The sequence below is a fragment of the Ornithinibacillus sp. FSL M8-0202 genome (assembly GCF_037975285.1).
Lineage (GTDB): Bacteria > Bacillota > Bacilli > Bacillales > Amphibacillaceae > Ornithinibacillus > Ornithinibacillus massiliensis.
Genome location: NZ_CP150248.1, coordinates 1,418,092 through 1,443,333, shown reverse-complemented (window position 1 = coordinate 1,443,333; position 25,242 = coordinate 1,418,092). Strand labels below are relative to the sequence as shown.

Annotated in this window: 26 protein-coding genes; 14 read left to right on the top strand and 12 right to left on the bottom strand. The window is 36.7% G+C overall.

Annotated features, from left to right (window positions below; translation table 11 throughout):
- The first annotated feature begins 12 nt into the window (after positions 1 to 12).
- Complete coding sequence (treR, locus tag MKY78_RS07490; RefSeq protein ID WP_339217149.1) at positions 13 to 723, top strand: trehalose operon repressor; 711 nt, start codon at positions 13 to 15, stop codon at positions 721 to 723.
- Between the two features lie 73 nt (positions 724 to 796).
- Positions 797 to 2,479: an alpha-glucosidase gene (locus MKY78_RS07485; RefSeq protein ID WP_339217148.1), complete on the top strand. Its 1,683-nt coding sequence runs from the start codon at positions 797 to 799 to the stop codon at positions 2,477 to 2,479.
- 37 nt (positions 2,480 to 2,516) lie between these two features.
- On the opposite strand, the gene MKY78_RS07480 is transcribed toward MKY78_RS07485, so the two are convergent.
- Positions 2,517 to 2,699 carry a hypothetical protein gene (locus MKY78_RS07480; protein ID WP_339217147.1) on the bottom strand — a complete coding sequence of 61 codons (183 nt, stop codon included), beginning with the start codon at positions 2,697 to 2,699 and terminating at the stop codon, positions 2,517 to 2,519.
- Positions 2,700 to 2,823: 124 nt separating this feature from the next.
- Positions 2,824 to 3,258: a DUF4064 domain-containing protein gene (locus tag MKY78_RS07475; protein WP_339217146.1), complete on the bottom strand. Its 435-nt coding sequence runs from the start codon at positions 3,256 to 3,258 to the stop codon at positions 2,824 to 2,826.
- Between the two features lie 152 nt (positions 3,259 to 3,410).
- On the opposite strand from MKY78_RS07475, the gene MKY78_RS07470 reads away from it, so the two are divergent.
- Together MKY78_RS07470 and MKY78_RS07465 are read left to right on the top strand one after the other, a co-directional pair.
- Positions 3,411 to 4,562 (top strand): thiolase family protein, encoded by a 1,152-nt coding sequence (locus tag MKY78_RS07470; RefSeq protein ID WP_339217145.1) that lies wholly within the window; start codon positions 3,411 to 3,413, stop codon positions 4,560 to 4,562.
- Between the two features lie 257 nt (positions 4,563 to 4,819).
- Positions 4,820 to 6,010, top strand: coding sequence for a CapA family protein (locus tag MKY78_RS07465; protein WP_339217144.1), 1,191 nt, complete (start codon positions 4,820 to 4,822; stop codon positions 6,008 to 6,010).
- Positions 6,011 to 6,034: 24 nt separating this feature from the next.
- Here MKY78_RS07465 and MKY78_RS07460 read toward each other — a convergent pair whose 3' ends face one another.
- Positions 6,035 to 6,727 carry a DUF1129 family protein gene (locus tag MKY78_RS07460; RefSeq protein ID WP_186869665.1) on the bottom strand — a complete coding sequence of 231 codons (693 nt, stop codon included), beginning with the start codon at positions 6,725 to 6,727 and terminating at the stop codon, positions 6,035 to 6,037.
- 2 nt (positions 6,728 to 6,729) lie between these two features.
- Entirely contained in the window at positions 6,730 to 7,059 is a 330-nt protein-coding gene (locus tag MKY78_RS07455; RefSeq protein WP_339217143.1) for a PadR family transcriptional regulator, read from the bottom strand.
- Between the two features lie 152 nt (positions 7,060 to 7,211).
- Here MKY78_RS07455 and MKY78_RS07450 point away from each other — a divergent pair, with 152 nt between their 5' ends.
- Both MKY78_RS07450 and MKY78_RS07445 read left to right on the top strand, forming a co-directional pair.
- A complete protein-coding gene (locus MKY78_RS07450) occupies positions 7,212 to 8,027 on the top strand; it encodes a DUF368 domain-containing protein (RefSeq protein ID WP_211742361.1) in 816 nt (271 codons plus the stop codon).
- 61 nt (positions 8,028 to 8,088) lie between these two features.
- Positions 8,089 to 8,409 (top strand): thioredoxin family protein, encoded by a 321-nt coding sequence (locus MKY78_RS07445; RefSeq protein ID WP_186869668.1) that lies wholly within the window; start codon positions 8,089 to 8,091, stop codon positions 8,407 to 8,409.
- A 121-nt stretch (positions 8,410 to 8,530) separates the two neighbouring features.
- On the opposite strand, the gene MKY78_RS07440 is transcribed toward MKY78_RS07445, so the two are convergent.
- Positions 8,531 to 9,178 (bottom strand): VOC family protein, encoded by a 648-nt coding sequence (locus tag MKY78_RS07440; RefSeq protein ID WP_339217142.1) that lies wholly within the window; start codon positions 9,176 to 9,178, stop codon positions 8,531 to 8,533.
- A 136-nt stretch (positions 9,179 to 9,314) separates the two neighbouring features.
- Here MKY78_RS07440 and MKY78_RS07435 point away from each other — a divergent pair, with 136 nt between their 5' ends.
- The 3 genes from MKY78_RS07435 to MKY78_RS07425 all read left to right on the top strand — a co-directional run bounded on the left by MKY78_RS07435 (position 9,315) and on the right by MKY78_RS07425 (position 12,178).
- Positions 9,315 to 10,004 (top strand): response regulator transcription factor, encoded by a 690-nt coding sequence (locus MKY78_RS07435; RefSeq protein WP_186869670.1) that lies wholly within the window; start codon positions 9,315 to 9,317, stop codon positions 10,002 to 10,004.
- Between the two features lies 1 nt (position 10,005).
- On the top strand, positions 10,006 to 11,340 hold the full coding sequence (locus MKY78_RS07430) for a HAMP domain-containing histidine kinase (protein ID WP_339217141.1): 1,335 nt from the start codon (positions 10,006 to 10,008) through the stop codon (positions 11,338 to 11,340).
- A 97-nt stretch (positions 11,341 to 11,437) separates the two neighbouring features.
- A complete protein-coding gene (locus tag MKY78_RS07425; protein WP_339217140.1) occupies positions 11,438 to 12,178 on the top strand; it encodes a PepSY domain-containing protein in 741 nt (246 codons plus the stop codon).
- A 157-nt stretch (positions 12,179 to 12,335) separates the two neighbouring features.
- On the opposite strand, the gene MKY78_RS07420 is transcribed toward MKY78_RS07425, so the two are convergent.
- The 5 genes from MKY78_RS07420 to MKY78_RS07400 all read right to left on the bottom strand — a co-directional run bounded on the left by MKY78_RS07420 (position 12,336) and on the right by MKY78_RS07400 (position 17,585).
- Positions 12,336 to 13,892 carry a bifunctional UDP-sugar hydrolase/5'-nucleotidase gene (locus tag MKY78_RS07420; RefSeq protein WP_186869714.1) on the bottom strand — a complete coding sequence of 519 codons (1,557 nt, stop codon included), beginning with the start codon at positions 13,890 to 13,892 and terminating at the stop codon, positions 12,336 to 12,338.
- Between the two features lie 217 nt (positions 13,893 to 14,109).
- The gene (phnE, locus tag MKY78_RS07415) at positions 14,110 to 14,910 is read right to left on the bottom strand and encodes a phosphonate ABC transporter, permease protein PhnE (RefSeq protein WP_339217139.1); all 801 of its coding nucleotides are present in this window, start codon (positions 14,908 to 14,910) and stop codon (positions 14,110 to 14,112) included.
- Complete coding sequence (gene phnE / locus MKY78_RS07410; RefSeq protein WP_186869674.1) at positions 14,910 to 15,722, bottom strand: phosphonate ABC transporter, permease protein PhnE; 813 nt, start codon at positions 15,720 to 15,722, stop codon at positions 14,910 to 14,912. The genes phnE (MKY78_RS07415) and phnE (MKY78_RS07410) overlap by 1 nt, the downstream gene beginning before the upstream one ends.
- Entirely contained in the window at positions 15,722 to 16,495 is a 774-nt protein-coding gene (gene phnC / locus MKY78_RS07405; protein WP_186869675.1) for a phosphonate ABC transporter ATP-binding protein, read from the bottom strand. Before phnC ends, phnE (MKY78_RS07410) begins: the two co-directional genes overlap by 1 nt.
- Before the next feature lie 127 nt (positions 16,496 to 16,622).
- Positions 16,623 to 17,585, bottom strand: a complete 963-nt coding sequence (locus tag MKY78_RS07400) for a phosphate/phosphite/phosphonate ABC transporter substrate-binding protein (RefSeq protein ID WP_339217138.1) — start codon at positions 17,583 to 17,585, stop codon at positions 16,623 to 16,625.
- 242 nt (positions 17,586 to 17,827) lie between these two features.
- Here MKY78_RS07400 and MKY78_RS07395 point away from each other — a divergent pair, with 242 nt between their 5' ends.
- The 4 genes from MKY78_RS07395 (at position 17,828) to MKY78_RS07380 (ending at position 21,349) form a co-directional block, all read left to right on the top strand.
- Positions 17,828 to 18,523 (top strand): ABC transporter ATP-binding protein, encoded by a 696-nt coding sequence (locus MKY78_RS07395; RefSeq protein ID WP_339217137.1) that lies wholly within the window; start codon positions 17,828 to 17,830, stop codon positions 18,521 to 18,523.
- Positions 18,523 to 19,920, top strand: coding sequence for a hypothetical protein (locus tag MKY78_RS07390; protein WP_339217136.1), 1,398 nt, complete (start codon positions 18,523 to 18,525; stop codon positions 19,918 to 19,920). Before MKY78_RS07395 ends, MKY78_RS07390 begins: the two co-directional genes overlap by 1 nt.
- A gap of 215 nt (positions 19,921 to 20,135) precedes the next feature.
- On the top strand, positions 20,136 to 20,513 hold the full coding sequence (locus tag MKY78_RS07385; protein ID WP_339217135.1) for a YppG family protein: 378 nt from the start codon (positions 20,136 to 20,138) through the stop codon (positions 20,511 to 20,513).
- A gap of 122 nt (positions 20,514 to 20,635) precedes the next feature.
- Positions 20,636 to 21,349 (top strand): alpha/beta fold hydrolase, encoded by a 714-nt coding sequence (locus MKY78_RS07380; RefSeq protein ID WP_339217134.1) that lies wholly within the window; start codon positions 20,636 to 20,638, stop codon positions 21,347 to 21,349.
- Positions 21,350 to 21,459: 110 nt separating this feature from the next.
- Here MKY78_RS07380 and MKY78_RS07375 read toward each other — a convergent pair whose 3' ends face one another.
- Both MKY78_RS07375 and MKY78_RS07370 read right to left on the bottom strand, forming a co-directional pair.
- On the bottom strand, positions 21,460 to 22,314 hold the full coding sequence (locus MKY78_RS07375; protein ID WP_339217133.1) for a DegV family protein: 855 nt from the start codon (positions 22,312 to 22,314) through the stop codon (positions 21,460 to 21,462).
- Between the two features lie 75 nt (positions 22,315 to 22,389).
- Entirely contained in the window at positions 22,390 to 23,298 is a 909-nt protein-coding gene (locus MKY78_RS07370; protein WP_339217132.1) for a DMT family transporter, read from the bottom strand.
- A gap of 442 nt (positions 23,299 to 23,740) precedes the next feature.
- Between MKY78_RS07370 and MKY78_RS07365 the strand changes: the two genes are divergently transcribed.
- Positions 23,741 to 25,210 (top strand): DEAD/DEAH box helicase, encoded by a 1,470-nt coding sequence (locus MKY78_RS07365; protein WP_339217131.1) that lies wholly within the window; start codon positions 23,741 to 23,743, stop codon positions 25,208 to 25,210.
- The last annotated feature ends 32 nt before the right edge of the window (positions 25,211 to 25,242 follow it).

Sequence of the window (25,242 nt, the reverse complement as noted above, 5' to 3'; positions counted from 1 at the left end):
AGAGGGGCTTAAATGCAAAGGAAATATGTCACGATATATGAGGATATCGCGAATAAAATTGATTCTAAACAATGGCAAGCAAATGAAATGCTACCTTCTGAAAATGAATTAGCTAGTGACTATCATACTTCAAGAGAAACAGTAAGAAAGGCACTAAATTTATTAGCGCAAAACGGCTATATTCAAAAAATTCAAGGGAAGGGCTCTATGATATTGGACGTAAATAAATTTTCCTTTCCAGTATCGGGTATTGTCAGCTTTAAAGAATTGGCAACGAATTTGAAGCTGGATAGTAATACCTATGTAAAGTCCATAGCGTATCTAGATAAAAGCCATCCAGTTTATCGGAAATTAAAGATCGATAACCATCGGGTGTGGGGAACAACAAGAGTCCGCGAAATATCAGGGGAAAAGATCATTTTGGATAAAGATTACTTCTCTGATCAATTTGTTCCACTTTTATCAGAGGACATCTGTAAGAAGTCAATTTATGAGCACCTCGAGAATGAACTGGGACTTTCCATTGGATTTGCTCAAAAGGAAATCGTTGTAGAAGAATTAACGGAAGAGGATAGAACCTTGTTAGATGTAAAAGGGTACTCCTTAATCGTTGTCATTAAAAGTTTAGTCTATTTGGAAGATGCTAGCCTGTTTCAATATACGGAGTCAAGACATAGACCAGATAAGTTCCGGTTTATCGATTTTGCTAGACGAGTGAAGTAAATGGGGATGTCTCTAAAGAGGTGCTCCTGACCCTAAAGAGACATCCTTATTTCATTTAAATGGAGGGTTAATCGTGAAAAAGGCATGGTGGAAGGAATCTGTAGTGTATCAAATATATCCTCGCAGCTTTCGTGATAGTAATGGTGACGGAATTGGCGATATTAACGGGATTATAGAAAAGATAGATTATCTAAAGGATTTAGGAATTGATGTCATTTGGCTTTCACCAGTCTATCAATCTCCCAATGATGATAATGGTTATGATATCTCAGACTATCAGCAAATCATGAATGATTTTGGGACAATGGAAGACTGGGAAAAGCTACTAGATGCGATTCATTCCCGTGATATGAAATTAATTATGGATTTAGTTGTCAACCATTCTTCTGATGAACATTATTGGTTTACAGAATCAAGAAAATCGAAAGACAATCCTTATCGTGATTATTATATTTGGCGACCAGGAAAAGACGGTAAGGAGCCGAATAATTGGGAATCTACTTTTAGTGGATCTGCATGGGAACTAGATTCGGTCACCGATGAGTATTATTTACATATCTTTAGTAAAAAACAGCCTGATTTAAATTGGGAAAATCCTAAGCTTCGGCAAGAAATTTATGACATGATGAAATGGTGGTTAGATAAGGGAATTGATGGCTTCCGCATGGATGTTATCAATTTCATCTCAAAAGTACCAGAATTACCAGATGCGCCTAATCCGAATGGGGAAAAATATGTATCGGGCAGCCGTTATTTCATGAATGGACCAAGAATTCATGAGTTCCTCCAAGAAATGCATCGGGAAGTGTTAGCAGGCTATGACATCATGACTGTTGGTGAGATGCCTGGAGTAAATGTCGAAGAAGCAACATTATATACTAATTTAGAGCGAAATGAGCTACAAATGGTATTTCAATTCGAACATATGGATTTAGACTCTGGACCAGGTGGAAAGTGGAATTTAAAGCCATTAGATTTGCGGGATTTAAAACAAAGTATTACGAAATGGCAAACAGGACTACACGGTGTAGGCTGGAATAGCCTTTATTTGAATAATCACGATCAACCGAGGGTTGTCTCCAGATTCGGTGATGATCAACATTATCGAGTAGAATCAGCTAAAATGCTAGCAACGTTCCTTCATATGCTTCAAGGCACTCCTTATATTTATCAAGGAGAGGAAATCGGTATGACCAATGTTCGTTTTGAGTCCATTGATGAATATAAAGATATTGAAATCCTGAACATGTATAAAGAGAAAGTAATCGATGGAAATGAAAATCCTGAAAAGGTAATGGAGTCGATTTATGTAAAAGGAAGAGACAATGCACGTACACCGTTTCAGTGGGATAGTAATGAAAATGCTGGATTCACAACAGGTGAGCCGTGGATTAAAGTAAATCCGAATTATAAAGAGATTAACGCAGAAGCGGCCGTGAAGGATCCTAATTCTATTTACCATTATTACCGAGAATTAATTCAGTTAAGGAAAAAGTATGAGATTATTGTTTATGGTGATTATCAATTACTTCACCCTGAGAGTCAGCAAGACTTCTCTTACTTGAGAACATGGAATGGCAAGAAGCTACTTGTCATTACTAATTTTACAGACAAAGAAATAGAATGGACATTACCAGAGAATATGGATTTTATCCCAAAGGAAAAGTTAATCGGTAACTATCCAGACCACAATAGTCTAGAAGTAACCTCGATCAATCTAGGGCCCTACGAGGCAATGGTTTTCTTAGGTGAATAATAATAGTATCACAAAGAAAGAGGAAATAAACGTTTGTTTATTTCCTCTTGTTACTTTTTTTTCGATCTGGAATATATTTCGTGTAATATGCTGCAAAAATTAACGTAATGAGGGCAAGTCCCCATGTAACGATACCAGTCCATGGTAAATCGATTCTTAATCCAATGAAGATAATAATTGCAGTGATAAGAAGAAAAATCGACGTTAAGTAGCGTTTCATTATTTACACCTCAAATGGGATTTAACCATTAGATAATAAAGTATATGTTCATTATATACTACTATACTATTGCTGTGTGAGTCTAAAGTCCTGTTTCACTGTCTTGCAATAGTATAGTAAATTACTATTCTTCTATAATGGTTTTTGGCTTACGAGCTAAGCAAAGAATACCAGCGATTAAATATAAGATTCCACTTAGAATGCCGCCGCCAGCAGTAAGGATAACATAAACTACACCAGTTGTAATAAAGATGACACCAGCTGCAACTGGATGCTTATTTCCTTTTAAGAGAACCATTGCAACAATACCTAGAATGATTGCTAAAATAGGCATGATAACTAGTAATATCCCTGGTGAGGCAAGGTTCAGATTAAAGAATTCCTCCAGTATATCGATGTCCGATGGCGTTAATTGAAACTCATCTTGATTATCCATCATATAATCCTTTAAGTAATCTTTATTATTCTCCATCCATAATCTTAATGCGCCCATTGCGATTGAAAAAACATAAAATACAGCTCCGATAATTCCAAGTGTATATTCTGCTGTACGTTTCAAATCATATTCCCCCTTTATACATAACAACTATTATTCTATACGAAAATAGTGTTCTATAGTTTCATTTTTTTAATTTTGTTCTTGCTTTAAAATATAGAATTATCCGAAAACATAATCTATAATGAACGTAAAAGGGATTAGAGGTGAGATGTATGCGTGAAGTCGTTATTGTAGACGGGGTTCGCACGGCAGTTGGTCGAAAAGGCGGTGCCTTATCTCATTACCGCTCAGATGATTTAGCAGCTGTTGTTTTAACAGAATTAATGACACGTACAAACGTGAATAAACGTGAAGTAGAGGATATAATTTTAGGCTGTGTTACCCAAGTCAATGAGCAAGGTGGAAATATTGCCCGCACCGCGGCTCTTATTGCAGGTTTCCCAATACATGTTCCGGGGGCTACGATTGACAGACAATGTGGATCCAGCCAACAAGCTATTCATTTCGGAGCGCAAGCAATTGCCTCAGGTGATATGGACATGGTCATTGCTGGTGGAATAGAGAGTATGACTAGGGCTCCTATGTTCTCGAATATAGGGAAGACAAAGCCGAGTGGTAAGCTATTAGAACGCTATGAAATTGTGAACCAAGGAGTTTCATCTGAGAAAATTGCAGAAAGATGGGGATTTACCCGGGAACAATTAGATGATTACGCTTTATCTAGTCACCAGAAGGCATTAAAAGCAATAGAAATGGGAAAATTTGATGCAGAAATTATGCCTGTTGAAGTTGAGGATCAGGAGGGAAATTGGAAGGAATTTAAAGTGGATGAAGGACCAAGAGCAGATACATCGTTAGAAGCACTATCTAATTTGAAGCCAGTTTTCCAAGAAAATGGCATGATTACAGCAGGGAATTCCAGTCAGATGAGTGATGGAGCTAGTGCGGTATTGCTGATGTCAAAAGAAAAAGCAGATGCACTAGGTATCAAAGCTAAGGCGAGAATAGTGGCTCGAGCTGTTGTTGGTTCTGACCCAACACTAATGCTAACAGGACCAATACCTGCCACTAAAATCGTATTAGAGAAAGCAGGTTTAGCAATAAAGGATATTGATCGATATGAAGTAAATGAGGCCTTCGCACCAGTCCCACTTGCATGGCTAAAAGAAACGGGAGCAGATCCAATGAAGCTCAATGTAAATGGAGGTGCCATTGCCCTAGGACACCCACTAGGTGCAACTGGAACAAAGCTAATGACAACATTACTTTATGAGCTAGAGCGCATAAAAGGTCGATACGGGTTATTAGCTATTTGTGAAGGAATGGGTATGGCTAATGCGACCATTATTGAGAGAATAGAATAGTATCGAATGAAACAGCTGCTTTCATTTAAAAGTAGTTGTTTTTTATTGGACGGGTGCAGGAAGCTGATGGCTGAACGTTGCGTTTAATTCGTGTAAGTATCCAGTAATCTAAGATAATAAAAGATGATTACTATACTATCCATTCCAACTAAATACTGTGGTACAGGCTGTAGAAAAATGTTGAAAATTAATATTATTTGAAAGGATTACCTGCCTCCCGTGTTATAATGAATGAAAAGTATGAGAGGTAGAGGTCTATGGCAAAGGGGAGATTAATAGGGGTATTTGTGTTATTAAGCATGCTGTTATTCTCATGTGGAATAAAAACATCAGAGGAAGATGTTGATAATGCACGAACTGCAAGTTCCCACGTAGAGAAAGTGAAAGCGTCTAGGGAACCGAAAGAGCAAGTGGAAGTGAAGCAAGAAATAGCAATCACAGCAATTGGAGATATGTTAATTCATAGTAGTGTTTATGATGATGCCTGGAATGATACTGGTTATGATTTTACACCTATGCTAGAAAAGGTGAAGCCATTTATAAGTGATGCGACTATTTCCATAGCTAACCAAGAGACGATGATTGGCGGAACCGAATTAGGGCTCTCTACTTATCCAGCATTTAATAGCCCGCAAGAAGTAGGAGATGCATTGAAATGGGCTGGTGTTAACGTCGTATCACTTGCCAATAATCATACATTGGACCGTGGAGAGGAAGCAATACAACGAGCGATTCAGCATTGGGAAACAATTGATATGATGTACACAGGTTCTTATAAAAGTGAGCAAGATCGAGAAGAGCTTCGTGTGATGGAAACGGAAGAAGGGGTATCTGTTGCCTTTTTATCCTATACCTATGGCACGAATGGAATTCCGGTTCCTGAGGGAAAAGGGTACTTAGTAAACTTGATTGATCAAGAACTGATTGCATCAGAAATAGAAGCAGCCAAGAAGAAGGCGGATGTTATCGTATTGAGTCTGCACGTTGGTAATGAATATGAGCGGATGCCTAATCAAGCTCAAAAGGATTTAGTACAATTTGTAGCGGATCAAGGAGCGGATGTTGTACTAGGACACCATCCCCATGTCCTGCAACCAGTGGATTGGGTTATAGGAGAGGATGGAAATCGTACATTAGTTATTTATTCTTTAGGAAATTTTCTCTCAGGACAGGATGAATTTTATCGCCAAATTGGTGGGGTATTTAAGTTTCATGTAACGAAAACATTATCAGATGGAAAAACCGAAATAGAGGTTCATTCCCCTGAATTTCTACCAACCTATGTGAAGTATGAACAGGGGAGAGGATATGAGGTAATCCCGATGTTTCAGTTAACGAATCAAGAATTACCTAATGCACATAACCATTATGAAGAAATAAAAGCCCATATGTCACAATGGGTACCAGAGTTGAAGTTTATTGAAAATGAAAAAGAAGATGAGAGCTAGCCTCTAGTCTCATCTTCTTTAAGTTTATTTCGTTATTTTATATTTTTTGTTTAATATAAATTTAACTGTATATAGTACAACACCTACCACAGCAAAGCTTAATACAGGAATACTAATCTCCATTCCGAAGCTCGGGAAGATGAATGGAATGAGTACTAACAACCCAATGCATAATGTACAAATAACCCATAATTTGAAAAACTCTACCCACTTTTTCGGTTTTTCATCTTTAAATAATGATTTTTTAATCCATTTGAACACAAGCACAATAAAAATATATAGTAACAGTAGATAGATTAGGATTATGGTAATAGCTGATCCAAGAGCAAAGGTAAATTCATTGGAACCTAAATTAAAGAAATGATACGCTCCAAAGCTGAGTATCCCGTATATCAAACTCAAAAATGCTAAAAAGTCGATTGCGATATAAACGCCAAACAAAATTGATGCTGATCTCTTTTCACTTGGGATTTCCGCAATTAACTCATCACAATACTTTTTCAAGTCATTACCAAATACTGCTTTTGCCGTCTTTCCTTCTTCCTGTGCATGTAATAAATGCTCCAACAGTTCAAATAATACCTCTTCGGTTTGTTGTTCGGATTTATTTCCGTTTAACCGAATATAGACAAGCATATCTTCATAGATTGCTAGGTTCTCTTCCGTAAGCTTTTCTCTCATTTCATTATTAATCTTAATAATATCTTTGGAATTCAATGCTACTCCTCCTCTATATCAATGATTTTGTCAACAGGATGTTTAATGTTTTCCCATTGGGTTTTAAACTCTTGTAATGCATGTAGGCCATGCTTTGTCAGATGGTAATATTTTCGCTTAGGGCCAACTTCGGATTTTTGCATCGTGCCTTCAATTAATTTTTCTTTTTGAAGGCGTAACAAGATGGGATAAATAGATCCTTCACTTACATCAGACAATCCGAATTCCTGTAATCGTACAGATAACTCATAGCCATATGTAGGCTGCTTTTGTATGATGGAAAGAATACAACCCTCTAATACGCCCTTAAGTAATTGACTCCTTAAAGACATGAATTTCACCTACCTTGTGTAACAAGATACCGACTTTGTTATAAGCTACCTTGCGATGCAAAGTAGCTTATTTATAGTATACTAACTTTTAATATGAATTACAACTATAATTTGATATTATAATAAATAGTAATGTAAAAGGGGATATTTCAATGGAATGGAAAAATATATACCGCGGATTAATGATGGGAGCAAGTGATGTTATTCCAGGGGTAAGTGGCGGTACAATTGCAGTCCTTTTAGGTATTTATGACCGATTAATTGCTTCTATAAATGGACTATTTAGCAAGGAGTGGAAAAAACACCTAGGTTTTCTCATTCCATTAGGTATTGGGATAGCAGGTGCAGTGCTATTATTAAGTCGATTAATTGAATGGTTATTTAAGGATTTTCCAGGACCGACTCAGTTTTTCTTTTTAGGGCTCATAATTGGTATTTTGCCTTATTTATTTCGTCAAGCTGATGTGAAGGCAAATTTTAAAGTAAACCATTATATACTACTAATCATTGGAGCAGTAATCGTTTCGGGTATGGTATTTCTGCATGAAAGCGAAGGGGTAGTTATAGAGGAGTTTACCTTATCTACATATGTTTTGTTATTTTTTTCCGGGTTTATTGCTAGTGCTGCTATGATTTTACCTGGTATTAGCGGTTCATTTATTCTGCTAGTAATGGGTGTTTATGCTACAGTAATTAGTGCGATTAGTAATCTTCAATTAACGATTATCGCTGTTGTTGGATTGGGAATTGTTCTTGGTATCCTGACGATGAGTAAGCTTATTCACTACTTTTTTAAGCATTATCGTAGTGGAACGTTTGCTTTAATTATTGGACTAGTCATTGGCTCAATAGTTGTTGTATTTCCAGGCTGGCCAGAATCTACTCCCTTCTTATTATTAAGTGTAGTGACTTTTGCAGGCGGTTTATTTGTAGCGTATGTACTAGGAAGAGTGGAATATAAGGAGTAAGCAATTCATAAGACAAACGTTTGTTTAATCGTTACAATAAGGATGGAAAAGGAGAGATAGCATGGAACACATTCAATCAATGGATAAATTCAATGAAGTAATTCAAAGTGATAAACCAGTAATCATCAAATTCTTTGCTGATTGGTGTCCGGACTGCAAGAGAATGGACATGTTTATAGACGGGATTTTAGATGAGTTTAATAATTATGCCTGGTATGAAGTAAATACAGATGAGCTAGAAGGAATCGCACAAACCTATGAAGTAATGGGTATTCCAAGTATTTTGATTTTCCAAAATGGAGAAAAGCTTGCCCATCAACATAGTGCCTATACGAAAACACCTGAGTCTGTTACAGAGTTCCTACATCAACAATTAGGTTAATAAACAGACGAGATGTAGTACGATAATAAACCTAATCACGCCGTTATGAGGTAATTAGGTTTATTTTTTATTAGTTAGTTGGTAGTTTATTTAACCACGGTTTCGGATAGAACTTTATTTATTAAACCAATTCAAACGATAAATCGCCACTTTCCTTAAAACTTATTTTGGAATTTCTTAATAAAAATTGGTTAGATAGGCTTTTTCTGTTTTTTAATTGATAAATATCCATAAAAGTGGCTTTATTAACACCACTGTAATGAATGTTCATGATGGCTTGTGGATTGGTTAACCCTTGTGTTGTAGGGGCATTACTGGAATTACCCCATTCAATTAGAAAAGGTAGCATTTCATCCTCTACATGATATTTCGGAAACAGCATCCTCCAAGTCAATAATGTTCCATCAGGCCGTAGTCTTTCACCAGAAAAAGGACCATCAAAGGGAATATTGTTCGCTTGAAAATGCTTCTTATACTCGTCCATTTGATTGGTACGGAGAGCAAATTGGAATGGGCCAGGCTTATTCTGGTCTAGCCGATAAACTAAATGTTTGATTAAGGGGTTATCACTCTCACTCGCTTTATCGTAATCCTGTATCCCAAGCCATTCAATATAGCTTTCATTTGAAAAATAGGCAAGGTAATTGTACGTTCCCCAATTTTCGTGCTCTCCACCCTTAATGGCTTTAATTGCCATACGTTTATGATAGTTTTCACTCGCTTCTTCAGCATTTTTTCCAGCAATGACAATATGATCAAGTGCTAACAAAACAATCCCTCCTTTATATGTAATCATTATTTACTGAAATAAATGGGAAAGCAATTATTTTAATCGATAGTTTCTCATTACTTTTTAATCTTTGTTTGTTATAGTAAACGAAAAGAACGGATATGTGGGTGATGAAATGGACCAACCAGTCATACTTATTGTGGAAGATGAGGAAAAGCTAAGTAGAGTAATACAGCTTGAATTAGAATATGAAAGCTATCTTACTGAGATTGTAGATAATGGTAAAGATGCATTAAGGCTTATGCAAGAGAAAGAGTGGGATTTAGTATTGCTGGATATTATGATCCCTGAATTAAGTGGCTTAGAAGTACTTCGTAGAATTAGACGTACAGATGAACGTACACCAATCATCCTTCTAACTGCGAGGGACGCTGTCCATGATAAAGTAAGCGGCTTAGACTTAGGTGCTAATGATTATGTTACAAAGCCGTTCCAAATCGAAGAATTATTAGCAAGAATCCGTGTGCATCTTAGAAAGCCTGTTATAGAAAGTACTGTAAAGAAGAATACACTCTCTGTTGGGGATTTAATTGTCGATTTGGATGCACATGAAGTTATGCGTGCAGGAAATAAAATCGAACTCACTCCAAGAGAATTTGATTTGCTCGTGTGTTTATTAAAGAATAAGAATATCGTGCTATCACGAGATCAATTAATTGAACAGGTGTGGGGATTTGATTATTTTGGCGAGACAAATGTAGTGGATGTATATGTTCGGTACCTCCGTCAAAAAATTGAAAAAGGATATTCGAAACAGTATATTCAAACCGTACGTGGTGTCGGATATTCTATAAAGGATTCCTAGTATGAAGCTACGAACCAAGATACAGTTGTTTACAAGTTTTTTTATGTTCCTGTTTATTTTAATGATAAACGCTTCGATTTACTATTTGTTTTACCAGAATTCTGTTGAAACGGAGCTAACCGAACTAACCGAACAAACAAATACTGTAATAGCAACGGTTAATGAAAATCCTGAAATACCACCTGGGGAGTTGATAAAGGCTTTTTTGCCAGCTGATGGAATCATACGAGTCTATCCGGAATCGGGGGATCCTCTCGTTCATTCGAAGTCAGCGGATTATTTTGACCTTCCAGGGGGATATGGTACATCAGAGGTACGGGAAGTGATTACCTTTGAAGGGAATCGATATGCTACGGTTTCTAAACCAATCATTTGGAATGACGGGGACATCGTTACTCTTCAAGTATACAAAGAGCTAGTTGCGTTAACTGCTAATATGAAAAATCTATTTTATGTGTTAACCATTGCTTCGATTATCATCATCATTCCCATCATTATTGCTGGGAATCTATTGGCTCGATTTTTGCTTCAACCCATAAAATCACTAATCAGTACGATGAAAGAAAATATGAAATATGGGAAGTGGAAAAAAATCGAGCTAACGAATCGTTCGAATGATGAGCTGTATGAAATGGAAAAAACGTTTAATGATATGATTGATTCTTTGAAGGACAATTATGAGATGCAGGAGATTTTCGTATCGGATGCCTCTCATGAATTAAAAACACCAATTTCTATTATTAAAAGCTATACACAATTGCTAGAGCGACGGGGGAAGGATAACCCAGAGCTATGGAAGGAATCATTAGACGCAATTGGATCGGAAGCTGACCGTATGCAAAAGCTCGTAGAACAATTACTGGCTTTAGCTAAAAACAAGGAAATTCAACATAGTGAAAGCGTCAATATTACCGAATTAATGGAGAAGACGATCGAGGTATTTACGGGTGCCTATGATAGAAATATCGAGCTCCATGAGAATGGGAAACCAATTCAGATATTAGGTAATCAAGATCAATTGAGGCAGGTATTCTATATTCTAATCGATAATGCGCTGAAGTATAGTGACGATAATGTAATAATTACTATGGCTCCATCTGATAATCAAATTGCTATATCTGTTAGAGATTTTGGCCAAGGAATACCAAAGGAAGAAAAAGAACGGATATTTGAACGATTTTATCGAATGGATAAAGCAAGGAGTCGGAACACTGGTGGAACAGGACTAGGTCTAGCTATTGCGAAATCAATTATCCATTCACATGGAGGAACCATTTCAGTAGATAGTCGTCTTGGAGAAGGATCAACGTTTCAAGTCATGCTTCCTTTAACGTAACGTACATTCTAATCTAATTCTAATCTTTCTCTTATGGTTATTTCATTCTCGATGTATATGATAAAGACATCAAGAGGAAATAAGGAGGAAATAAAAAATGAAAAAGAAAGTAATCATTACGGTATCTAGTATTGCCATAGCTACTGTATTAGGTTTAGGGATATATCATTCCAATGCTGCACAAGCCGATCCTAAATTATCGAAAGAAGAAATTGTGGAACTTGTAACAGCGCAGTATCCAGGAACCATAACAGAAATTGAAATGGAAAAGGGCTTTAACAGTGTAGTCTATGAGGTTGAAGTAGAAAGCAATGGTAAGGAATATGAAATTAAATTAGATGGTAATACTGGTGAAGTGCTGAAGATTAAACAAAGAGAACGTCATGCTAGTACAGAAGAATCAACAAATTTAACTATCTCTGAAAAACAGGATAGACCATCAAGTAATTCAACATCTGAATCCGAAAGTAAGAACGAAAAAACAAATAATGATTCAGACGATAACACGACCACTGATTCAAAGGATAATCAAGATGACCATGTAGTAGAGGAATCAAAGAAAGATAACCAAGCAGATAATGAGAAAACAGAAAACAAAAAGGAAGGAAAAAAAGCAATAATTGATTATGAAACAGCCAAGAAAATTGCGCTTGCTGAGTTTGATGGAATGATTACAGAGTTAGAATTAGATGAAGATGATGGACGTCTTATTTATGAAATTGAAATAGAAAGTGTTAATGGAGAAGCAGAAATCGATATAGATGCTTATACAGGCGACATTATCTCCATCTCTATCGATACAGAAATAGGCGATGATGACGATAGAGATGATGATTAAAAGGTCACTATAAAATTGAGGTAGTCAACATAATAAGAAATTGATGCTACACTATTCTAGCTCCAGAAATATTCGTCGATCTAACCAGTCGGAAGGGTAGTATTTCTGGAGCAGAGTAGTGCTAGTAGTTATTTATTATATAACGCTATTTTTCTTATTAGGATATAACCGTAAAATTAGAATGGACTTCTGCTTTTACGGTTTTATGTTTTTCAAAATAGGCATGGATTAATTCTGCAGTATCTCGCTGAATTTCTTTGATAATCGGCTTATTCTTGAACATATCAAAGTTTCCACCACCGCTGGCACGATAGTTATTTAACACAACGTGATACTTTCCATCCATCTTTAAGGAGTTACCGTGATATGTTACATCTTCAATTCTGGAACCAACTGGCTTCGATACATTAATCGTATAGTTAATCCCTTCCCACATATCATAATTATAATGCTGTGGCTTTGGCTCAATATAGGAAGGGTTTACGACTATGCTACCAGCATTATCTAAAACAAAGTATTCCGCAGTTTTTTCTAGCGCTTGTATAATATCATTTCCGGTAAGCTCAAGTACCACCAGTGTATTAGGATACATATAATTGGAGACAATATCTCGCATCGTAACAACAGACTTGAATCCTTTAGACTCATTATTGAGAAGTGCGGTAACCGAGATATCGACACCACTAACATCCATTTGTACATTTTGAATAAATTGAATAAACGGATGTTTCGTTGTACGGGCCTTTAACGGATCTGTTATGGTCATATCTCCATCAATATAGCCGATAGGATAATCTAGCCAACTCTGAGTAGAAGATTCTATTTCTTTCAAGTAGTGCATTATTTCTTTATCAGCTTCGATTTCATTGACAGGCTTTATTTCGGCTTTTTTCTTCGTAATATTCCATTGGTCGTTCACATGCTCTAGCTCCACTTCTATTTCGCCATACATTTTTCCATTATTTCCTGGCTGTGCAATTAGCACACCATTTATCTCACCGGTTAGGATGCGATGCTGATGTCCTGTTAATAAAACATCAATTCCTTCAATTTCTTGGCACATGGCATACCCTTGATTCTCTCCAGTTAATGGCTCTGTCGGTTCACCGGTTTCAATATCTCTTTCAAAGCCACCGTGGTAGGACGCGATTAGTATATCTGGCTGTTCTTCTTCTCGAATCCGTGTTACCCAATGCTTTAAGGTTGTAAGAGCATCTTGGAATTGAATCCCTTCAATATGTGCTGGGGATTCCCAGTTTGGTATGTAATGTGTGGTTACCCCAACTATTGCTGCACGTATACCACTAGGTAAGGCTTTAACGATATACGGCTTTCCAAAGTAAGGTTCTCCATCTTGATTAACTAGGTTAGCCGAGAGCCAAGGGAAGTTAGAGCTGTTTATCGCATCGGTTAATATCTTTTTCCCGAAATTGAATTCATGGTTTCCAATTACACTAGCATCAATACCAATGCGATTCATAATCCCAACCATTGGATTTTCTTTATCGTGATGTTCTTTTACATAATGGGTCATAAGTGGTGTACCTTGGATTAAATCCCCATTATCTAGCACAATGACATTATCATGTTCTTGAACAATTTGTTTAACGATTGAGGTGTACTTTGCTAACCCTAAATTGTAAGCCTCGTTCGTACCATATAATAGGGGCATGGCATGACCATGAATATCACTTGTGTACATTATTTTGAGCATGGTTTTATTTGACACATTCTACATCCTTTCTTATAAAAACTAGTACTTGCTTGGCATTTAGGAATACCTTAGTATTTCTACCGAGAAAATAACCATCTAGTCTATCAACGAATAAAAGAAACGAAATTAAAGAGGATTTCTTCAATTTCGTTTCCTGATTAAATGAAAAGTAAGCACCGAACATTGGGTTAGTTCCCACGCGGTTTTTCTTCATTCCTTATACTATTTTACGTCTAATTCTAGCAGAAGCAAAATCAATAATGGTTACAACGATAATGATTCCTAGAAGAATCATACCCATTTCATTCCAGTTACGGTTACTTGATGCGAATACGATCATCGTACCGATACCACCCGCACCAACAATACCTAGAATGGATGATGCACGAATATCTACCTCAAAGCGGTAAATCGCATAAGATAGGAATTCAGGGATGATTTGTGGCATGACACCATAGAATAGAATCTGTATTTTGTTAGCTCCATTAGCTTCCATAGCTTGGACAACATCCATATCGATTGACTCAATAATTTCGGAGAACATTTTACCGAGCATACCGGTTGAGCCGATCGCAATGGCAAGTACCCCAGCAAAGGCATTTGGTCCAACTGCTACTACGAAAAGAATCGCTAAGATTAAATCCGGAAATGCACGAATAGCAGATAAAATCCATTTACCGATTACAGAAACAATTTTACCACCCATCATATTTTGCGCTGCTAAGAATGATAGTGGAACAGCAATGATTGCTGCCATTAAAGAACCTGCAAAGGCGATAAATACGGTTTCCAGCATGGCAGCTCCTACATCAGCAGCTGCTGCCCAGTCGGGGCTGAATAGTCTTGGAATAACACGATGGAAATTATTAATTGCCCTTTCGATCGCTCTTCCCCAATCAATATTAATAGTAGTGAATGTCCACACATATAAGGCTGCTACCAGAATTAAGATTGTAATGGTTCGAACCCGTTTAAAGGTAGATTTAGCAGGCTTTGGAGGTAATTGATAATTTTCCATTATAACAATGCCTCCCTTAACTTATTACTAATGTACTCAATGATCAATACCGTTGCGAATATAACTAGGATAATCGTCATGGCATTTGGGTAGTTATAGAACTTAATTTGCTGGTTTAATACTAGCCCGATACCACCAGCTCCAACCATTCCTAGTACAACAGATGCACGAATATTAATTTCGAATACATATAGTACTAGAGAAGTGAACTGTGGTGCTATTTGAGGTACTAATGAGTACCAGATAACTTGAAATACATTTCCCCCAGAAGCTCGCATTGCTTCTAATGGGTTCATATCAACTGACTCAATTGTCTCACTAATCAACTTCGCTAAGATACCTAAAGAGAAAACGGCAAGGGCTAAAATACCAGGGAATACACCAACGCCGAATAATCCTACAAATATTACTGCTAATACTAAATCAGGAATAGTACGTAATAAATTCAGTAACGTTCTCATGAAATAATATAATGGTTTAAATGTTGTAATGTTTTGTGCTGATAGAACCGCTAATGGTATGGTAATAATTGCTGAAATCGTAGTGGCGATAATTGCCATCTTAATGGTTTCTAGCATCGAACTCCAAATCGCTGATAATACGGCGAAATTTGGTGGGAAGAACTTTTCAATAACAACGTACATATTTCCTAGAGCGCCACTGAAGCCCCCTACCATATCTTCTTGCGTCTTGATCATACTAAAAATATAGATTCCTAGAATTACAAAAAAGATAATGGTTACTTGCATTTTAGTTTTCGCAGGGTAAAGAGGTACTGACTTTTGTGTTAATGTGCTATTTTCCTTAGTCACTATTCCTCTGCACCTCCACGCAAGTCATCCTCACGAATAGAACGGCCATAAATTTCTTCGAATGTTTTTTCGGTTACTTCTGAGGCGGGTCCGTCAAATACTACTTCTCCAGCGCGCATACCAATGATACGATCCGCATATTCCATTGCCATATCTATAAAGTGTAGGTTTACAATGGTTGTAATATTATCTTCTTTATTGATCTTTCTTAAGTACGTCATAACCTGATGAGAAGTAGGTGGATCCAGTGATGCTACTGGCTCATCCGCTAAAATGTATTTAGGCTTTTGTGTTAATACACGTGCAATACTTACACGCTGTTGTTGCCCACCACTTAGTTCATCTGCTCTGCTATAAATTTTTTCTGCAATATTAACACGTTTTAAGCTTTCATAAGCTAATGCTTTATCTTCTTTAGAATAAAGACTAAAGATGGATCGTAAGGTACCAGTATGTCCTAAACGACCGGCTAGAACGTTCTTATAAACATTTGAACGCTTGACTAAGTTATAATTTTGGAAAATCATGCCGACTTTCGTGCGAAGTTTGCGAAGATTGTTACCTTTGAATTTTAAGATATCTTCATTATCTACTAGAAGGGATCCAGAAGTAGGGGTTACCAATCTATTAATACTACGAATAAATGTAGACTTTCCGGCACCTGACAATCCAACAATAACAACGAATTCGCCATCATTGATTTTTACATTAATGTTTTTTAAACCTTCCGTTCCATTAGGATAGACAAGGCCCACATTTTTAAATTCTATCATTATAATAAGTCCTCCATTAAAGGCTAAGTTTTTCATATATTGTAACATTTTTCTACAAAATGTAACATAACAAAGGGGAAGTCAACTAACCTTCCCCTTTGTTATGTTATTAAACTAGTTACTTCTATTAGAAACCAACAGAATCTTTGAATTTAGCGTAAGTATCTTTAACTACTTGATACTCTTCATCTTTCGCTTCATCGATAGCATCCCAGTTGTAAACATCGTTCATGATTTGAATCATATCTTCATCATCGTTAAAGGATAAGAAAGTATCTTTAATTTTTTGAACAAACTCTTTGTCTAGTTCTTTCGTTACAGAGATTGTGTCGTTAGGAATATCTTCTGTGTATGTTAAAACTTTTAATTTCTCCATGATATCTGGATATTCTTCTTCAAGTTCAGTACGTACATCGTCGAAAGTAGTAGCAACATCAGCATCACCTTCATAAACAAGGATTGCTGCGTTATCATGTCCACCAGCTTGTCTTGTAGCACTGAAGAAATCAGATTCTAACTCAGCAGCAGTCGCAATGTCGAACTCTTCCATTAATTGGTTTGCAGGGAATAAGTAACCAGAAGTTGAACCTTGGTCAGCATATGCCCATACTTTTCCTCTTAAATCTTCAAGACTATCAATATCAGAATCAGCACGTACTACGTATTGTGCTTTGTAAGTACCTGAACCATAACGGATAGATTTTAAGATAACTTCAACGTCATATTGCTCATTTGCAAGAACATATCCGAATGCAGGGATAAATCCAACATGTACTTGGTTAGCACCCATTGCTTCAACAAGTGCGTTGTAATCAGTCATAACTTCACCTTTAACCTCAATTCCAAGCTCTTCACCTAAGCGATCAGCTAAAGGTTGTATAGTACTAGCAATATTATCTGAATCTTGAGATGGTACGAATCCCATTACTAATGTATCAGGAATCATTCCTTCGCTTGCTGTTTCTTCTTCTTTATTTGTATCTCCTGATGTATTTTCGTCTGATGAATCTTGGTTATCATCAGAGCCTCCACATGCTGCAAGTACAAGTGCTAGTCCAAGAATAAGCACTAGACCATAAAGTTTCTTCATTGTGACCCTCCTAAAAAATATAAAGATTATTTTTTTCTTACTATTTTATTAAATAACAAAATACTAGAAAAAGCTAGGCTTTTTTTGTGTAATTTACACTATTTTTACACGTTTTTTACAAAAAACGACAAAAAACGATGTATAATATTCGGATTTTACCGTAATTAGTGTGGCATATTGTTGAAATTGAAACCTTTTTATTAAAATATCGTAATAGTAAAGGAAAGAGAGGATGATAGAAAATGAACGTGTTAGATGTCCATGAATTACATGTTGACGTGCTTTCTACTAGATTATTAAATAATGTTTCGTTTTCGATAGAGAAGGGGTCTGTTGTTGCATTGGTTGGGCATAATGGAGCAGGTAAATCTACCTTAATGAAGACGATAATGGGGATTCAGGAAAAATCAAATGGAGAAATAACGCTTGAGGAAACCTATAGTCAAGATAAACATTTTCTCGAATTTAAACGGAGAATAGCGTTTATTCCAGAAGAGCCATTATTAATGTCGGAGCTAACCGCTATGCAACATTTTCAATTGTACGGTAAGAGCTATGGTATTCAAGAAGGCGAGCTAATGAAACGAATAGAGCGATATATAGAAGGGTTTGAATTAACAGGGAAGTTGGATGAATACCCAGAGTCATTATCGAAAGGGATGCGACAAAAGGTACAAACGATTTGTGCCATGCTTCCCGATGTTCCCCTTCTATTAATTGATGAGCCTTTTATGGGACTTGATATATATGCGATAGATTACTTTGAAGAATTGTTAAAGGAAAAGATAGCGAATGGAACGGCTATACTTCTAACCACGCATCAATTGGAACGGGTTAAAGGACTTGCTAACCAATTTATCATGCTTCAGGAAGGAGAGTTATTACATAAAGGATTAATTGAAGAGTTTGAAACGATTAAGAGGAGAAGTGATGTGTAATGAATAATGCTTCTTCTTGGCAAGCATATTGGTTAATTAGACGAGGCAGGGCCCGCAAGAAGATGAAAGTATATAAGAAAATGATGGCGCTGTCCTTTGACTTAACAACAAGCCTCTATTCTTTAATTGTTGGTGGATACGTGTTTGCTAGCATTTTTATCTTTAATGATTTTTTAGCAGCTTATCAAGATCAGTTTCTATTCATTGAGGAACAGCTAACCGAAAGATTTTGGCTCATATTTTCTATTCTTCCTTTACGCTATGTGTTTCAGTCCTTTCGTAATCCTGGCATTTTGATTACTAGTTCTGAGTATCAATTAGCTATGCTTCCATATGAAATGAAGCGAATTGTTCTCTTTACAGCACTTGAGAAGTGGGTAAAGCTACTATTGAAATACGCTATCGTTAGTGCTGCTATCATTTTAATTACCCCGATTAAACCAGAAATTATAGTTGTATATTTAGCTGTGTTTTGGTTGATTGAGTTGCTCATGACGATTCCACAATGGAAGCTTTTTCAAGTGAGGTTTATACCTAGGTTCATCCTTTTCGTTGTACTTATATTGGTTAACTTTTTAGGAACGGTAACCCAAGTAAATATGATTATTAGTTTTATTGTGTTCACTATCGTTGTGCTCAGTAATTTTCTACTATTTAAACGAATGTTCACCAATATCAATTGGGGAAGAGTGACAGAGGTAAATGATTTCTTAGTCTGGAATATGCCTGCCGTTTCAAAAGCTACGAAAGTGAAATTTAAACGGCAAAGAAAGCACAATTTATTTTTGAATAGAGCATCTAGAAAGAAGCCATTTGTTTATACAGACTCTGCTATCTATAGAAGGCTATGGTTACAGCATTTTAGAGGGAATATAGAATATATCGTACAAGTTATTGGTGGCTTAGTATTGGCCATTACAGTTTTATCCTTCTTTAATGAGTTTCTAGGCATGATTTTAATCGCTTTAAGTATCCATATCTATACTGCCTTTTGTGCAAGTTTGTTTGTCGATCGGTTTCACTCAGGTATTGTGCAAGTATTGCCTTGGAATATCGAAAGCTATCGTAGGACGATGAGGCGCTGGGCAATAATTGGTTTTATCCCAGTTTTGATTCCTATTACGATTATAGCGGTTATCCTGTATTCTTGGTGGTCGATTACCTTCTTATTATTGGTAATGAGCTTATATATGATTCATTATATGAACAAGATGGACAATGCATTTGAAAGTCTTAACAAAAGATTAGTGCAATTTTCCTTCAAAGGTGTGATTGCTTTTGGTAGCTTAGGAATTATTATCGCCTGCTATACGAACCCGCATTATTCCGTTGTATCAATAGTGATTTTACTTTATGCTTTTATACAGCTAAAAATTCGTAAGAGCAAGACTTCATGAGAAGCTTGTCTCTTGAATAGATTCCTGCTTAGGGAGTAGTCACCCTAAGAGGAATGAGATGACTCTAGTCTGCTTGTAAAGCATTTCTAGCAGACTAGAGATATAAGGGCTGCTCCAATCATGTTAAATTCCTCCAAACAATCAGCTAATAACACACAAAACATGAGCTATCTGCATAAATTATAGAAAAAGGCTAAGGAAAGGGTGTGTTATTTATGCGACAATTTGGTTACCCTCCATACCAACAACCGGTAAATCCGCCTAATTACTACCATCATCAGCCAACCCAACAACCTTTCCATTCGATTCCATATCAACAGCACTATATAAACCTATATGAACAGTATCAATCACCATTTGAACAATTTGCCAAACCAAAGCAACCACAGGACTGGTATGCTAATTTGGACCAATCCCAAGGAACGAATCAACAAGCCCAGCAGCAAAATGCAACGACGACACCATTCCAAAATCAAGGTGGGCAAGTGAATTTAGATAAGGTGTTAACTACGGTGAGCCAAATTGCAAACACATATCATCAAGTATCGCCAATCATCAAACAATTTGGCGACTTTATGAAAAATTTCCGTTAATGAAGAAAGAGATTATAGATAAGGCGGGAATGGAGAGCTAACTGAATTAATTTCGGTTAATTAGGGTAAAAGAAAAGTACACGTAAGCTCTTTAATACGTTTTTCATAAAGGAGAATAAATCATGATAGCTTGTTTAATTATTCATGGCTTTACGGGTGGTCCTCATGAACTAGAGCCGTTAACGGACTATTTACAAGAACATACAGATTGGCATATCTCAGTCCCGACTTTACCTGGACATGGGGAAAAGTTAGCTCTTGAAAATGTAAATTATAAGAGTTGGATTGATTCTGCAGAAGCTTCTTTAAATCATTTAAAGGAAAGATATGATGAGATTTACCTTATTGGCTTTTCAATGGGGGGAATGATAGCCGCATATTTAGCAGCTAAATATAAAGTTGAAAAGCTAGTATTGTTAGCTACTGCAGGAAAGTACTTATCGTTGAAGCGTATTAGTGTTGACATTGGGGATGTCATAAAAGATGGCATTACTGGAAAACTTGGGCAAAATAAGCTATATCGTCATTACAAAAGGAAGTTAGGTAGTGTCCCATTAAAGGCTAATATTGAATTTTTAAAGCTGGTTAAGTTAACGAGAAAATATCTTAAAAATGTGGAGTCACCAGTGCTAATTGCGCAGGGGCAGATGGATAGTTTAGTACCGTATAAGACTGCCTATTATTTAGATAAGGAAATACCCGCAAAATGGAAGGAAGTCGTTTTTTTTGAGCGATCTAGACATCTAATCTGTTTAGGCAGTGATAAGGATGCTCTAAATCGGATCGTATATGAGTTTTTAGAACGACCAGTTGAACGTAGTGAAGTTTTAGTATAGCAAAGCGGTAAAGGATTATGATTAGATCTTCTGACAAGGATAATGGCGATTAAAAAGAAGAGATTGGGGCTTTTCATTTTGTCCCAATCTCTTTATTCGTATTTATTCATTTAATCCCTAAAGAAAGAAATAACTAAAGCTCCTTCTCCACCATACGTAGAGATTAATGGCCCCATTTCCGTTAAATATGTTTCCTTAAATTGATATTTCGTTTTGATATCATGTAATACAGACTTAGCACGTTCTGCTGCGTTGTAATGTGTCATAACTAATATTTTATCTTCAAAGGTCTTCGCATATTCCCCAATTTGATCGACAAAGCGGCGAATGGACTTTTTGTCACCTCGTACCTTTTCGGCGACCTCAATCGTTCCTTCATCACTAGCTTTCATCAACAGTTTAATATTCAGTGTCTTTGCTAACGTTCCTTTTACCTTATCAATTCGGCCACCTAGGACCAAGTTTTCTAAGGTTTTTAATACGAATAGGGTTGCTGTCTGCTTAACTTTACTGTTCAGGTGAAGAACTAGCTCTTCCAGTGAATAATTCTCTTGTATCTTCTGATATGCCTCGAAAAGGAGCAATGCTTGCCCTGCAGAGGCTGTACGAGCGTTGATGACTTCGATTTTTCTCTCAGGCTCTTCATCTAGTAGTAATTCCTTCCCGGCTACAGCGTTTTCATAAGTGCTACTTAAGCCACTCGATAAACTAATCATTAAAATCGGCTTTGTAGGATCAATTTCTTTATACCCTTCATAAAAATCATTAGGGCTTGGTGCTGCTGAACGGGGGAGTTCCTTCGTTTCTTCAATTTTTTTAAAAAAGCTAGGGAGATCAAGTTCTACACCGCTTTTATATTGGGTATCCTTAAAGTTTAAATATAATGAGATCACTTTAATATCGGCAAGGTCCATAAGCTCCTTCGGAATATCTGCACCGCCATCAGTCATTAATTGAATTGACATCGAATCACCTTATTTCTTTGGTTTTAAATATTGCTACTATTATATCGTTTATTTACTTGTAAACATAGTGATATCTTATTGAACTTTTTTATGAATGGTAACACTAGATTTTCTAGTAGTACTCAGGATGAATAAGAATAATCCGAAGATGACAATCGTTCCACCGAGCCATTGGGACCAGGTAATTTTTTCTCCTAAAATAAAATAGGCTAAGACAGATGCTCCAATTGGCTCAAACACAATTGCCATGCTAATGGTTGAAGTGCTTAACCATTTTAACGCCCAATTAAATAGTGTATGTCCAAAGAAGGTTGGAAATATCGCTAGAGCTAAGAAAATTAGCCAATAATTAGTTGAATATCCGGTGAATGAATTTTGCAATAGTACATTATAGATAATTAACGTAATGGAACTAACACCATAAACGACAAACGTATAGGTCATTAAAGATAATCTTCTTCTGGCATTTTGTCCTAATAGGAAATACGCTGTGATCGCAATGGCGCCTATAAAGGCCAAAATATCCCCGAATAACGCCATTCCACTAATCTGGAAATCTCCCCAGCTGATAATGACACTACCGAGAAGGGCGATAATCATACTAATAATTGCCCCTGGTGTGAAACGTTCTTTAAAGAATAGATATGTTCCTAGAAAAGCGAATATCGGCTGAAGTGTTACAAGGACTACGGAGCTTGCAACGGATGTATAATTTAAAGATTCAAACCAGAGAATAAAATGAAAAGCTAAGAAGATGCCAGCAAGGGTAGATAATAACCAATCTTTTCTCGTAATTAACTTAAACTCATGACGATACTTCAGGAACATAATCGGAGCCATTAGTATGACGGCGATTAATAAACGGTAGTTGGCAATGATTGCTGCTGGAGCATCGCCAGCTAGTTTAACCAGTACTGCTGATGTGGAAACAGATAACACACCAATTACAACAGCTATGTATGGATTGAATGGAGGAACTCTCATTCTCTTGCCTCCTAAAGAATTAATTCAATGATATTTTACTTCAACTTAATTTCTTATTTTATCATGCCCCAATGGAAAAATCATTTGCAACTAGCTCTTACCATTATTCGTATGTTATCATAGACTAACGGTTAATTTGCCACGGTGCTTATTGCCTGATTATAAATCAGGCGTCAAGAGACTCCTTAAGAACTAGGAGAGTACGTTATAAGATGAAAATCATAGGGCTTTTCCTTTCAGGCTGAAGCCTTTTCCACTTTCTGTGAATTGAAGCATATTCAAATTGCATTATCTTGAGGATGAGTTCGTATCTTTGGAGACAGGTAAGATTTCGGATAAATGGATAAGATAAGATAAATGGGTGATGTAATTCTCGGTACAAGCATCACGGCAAGTCAAACGCTAAAAAATATAATATTTGTACAAAGGAGAATTAGAAAGCGTGACAACATTTAATGAATTAGGAATTTCAAATCCGGTTATGAAGTCATTAGAAAAGATGGGGTTTGAAGAAGCAACACCAATACAAGCACAAACTATTCCTCTTGCAATAGAGGGTCATGATGTCATTGGGCAAGCACAAACAGGTACAGGTAAAACTGCTGCTTTTGGAATCCCAATGCTTGAAAAAATCGATACAGCAGAAAGAAAGGTGCAAGGACTAGTTGTAGCTCCTACTAGAGAGTTAGCTATCCAAGTTGCTGAAGAATTAAACCGTTTAGGTAGATTTAAAGGAGTTCGTGTTCTTCCAGTGTATGGCGGTGCACCTATGGACAGACAAATCCGTTCGTTAAAAGACGGTCCTCAAATTGTCGTAGCAACACCTGGAAGATTATTGGATCACTTCAGAAGAAGAACAATTCGTGCTAATACGGTACACACCGTTGTCTTGGATGAAGCGGATGAAATGTTAAACATGGGATTCATTGATGACATTCGTGAAATTCTAAAACAAGTACCTAGCGAGCGACAAACGCTTCTATTTTCAGCGACAATGCCAAAAGAAATTCGCGATATCGCAACGAACTTAATGAATACGCCAAAAGAGGTTAAGGTTAAAGCGAAGGAAATGACAGTAGAAAATATCGTCCAACACTTCGTGGAAATACCAGAAAAATACAAGTTTGACACGTTAACCAATCTTTTGGATATGCAAAATCCTGAATTGGCAATTGTATTTAGTAGAACGAAAAAACGTGTTGATGAAATCACAGAAGGCTTGCAGGCTAGAGGGTTTAGATCAGAAGGAATACATGGTGACTTAACACAAGGGAAGCGTATGTCTGTGTTAAATAAATTTAAAAATGGACGAGTAGATGTGTTAGTAGCTACGGATGTGGCGGCACGTGGACTTGATATTTCAGGTGTTACCCATGTATATAACTTTGATATCCCTCAGGATCCGGAAAGTTATGTACACCGAATCGGTCGTACGGGACGTGCAGGACGTACTGGAGAAGCAATTTCATTTATTACACCAAGGGAAATGGCACACCTTCGATTAATTGAGAAGGTTACGAAAAGTAAAATGAAACGAATGGTTCCTCCAACTAATAAGGAAGCACGTATTGGTCAACAACAATTAACAGTTGAAAAAATCTTAAAAACCATTGAAAAGAACGAACTTGATGCATATCATCAAACAGCAAATGAATTACTGGAAGAACATGATTCAGTAACCATCGTTGCTGCTGCACTTAAAATGTTAACGAAGGAAAGAAGAGATGTTCCAGTACAAATTTCTGGAGTTGCACCTATTAGTGTTAAAAAAGCTCAGCAAGAAAAAGGTCGTTCTAATAACAAACGTTATTACGGGAAACGCAATCAAGGCGGTGGAAAAAACCAAGGTGGTAGAGGCCAGGGTGGACGAAACCGCAAAGGGAATTTCCAAAAAAGAAGAAACCGTGACTAATCAACTAGAAAAAAGCTCCTTGTAAAATAGGG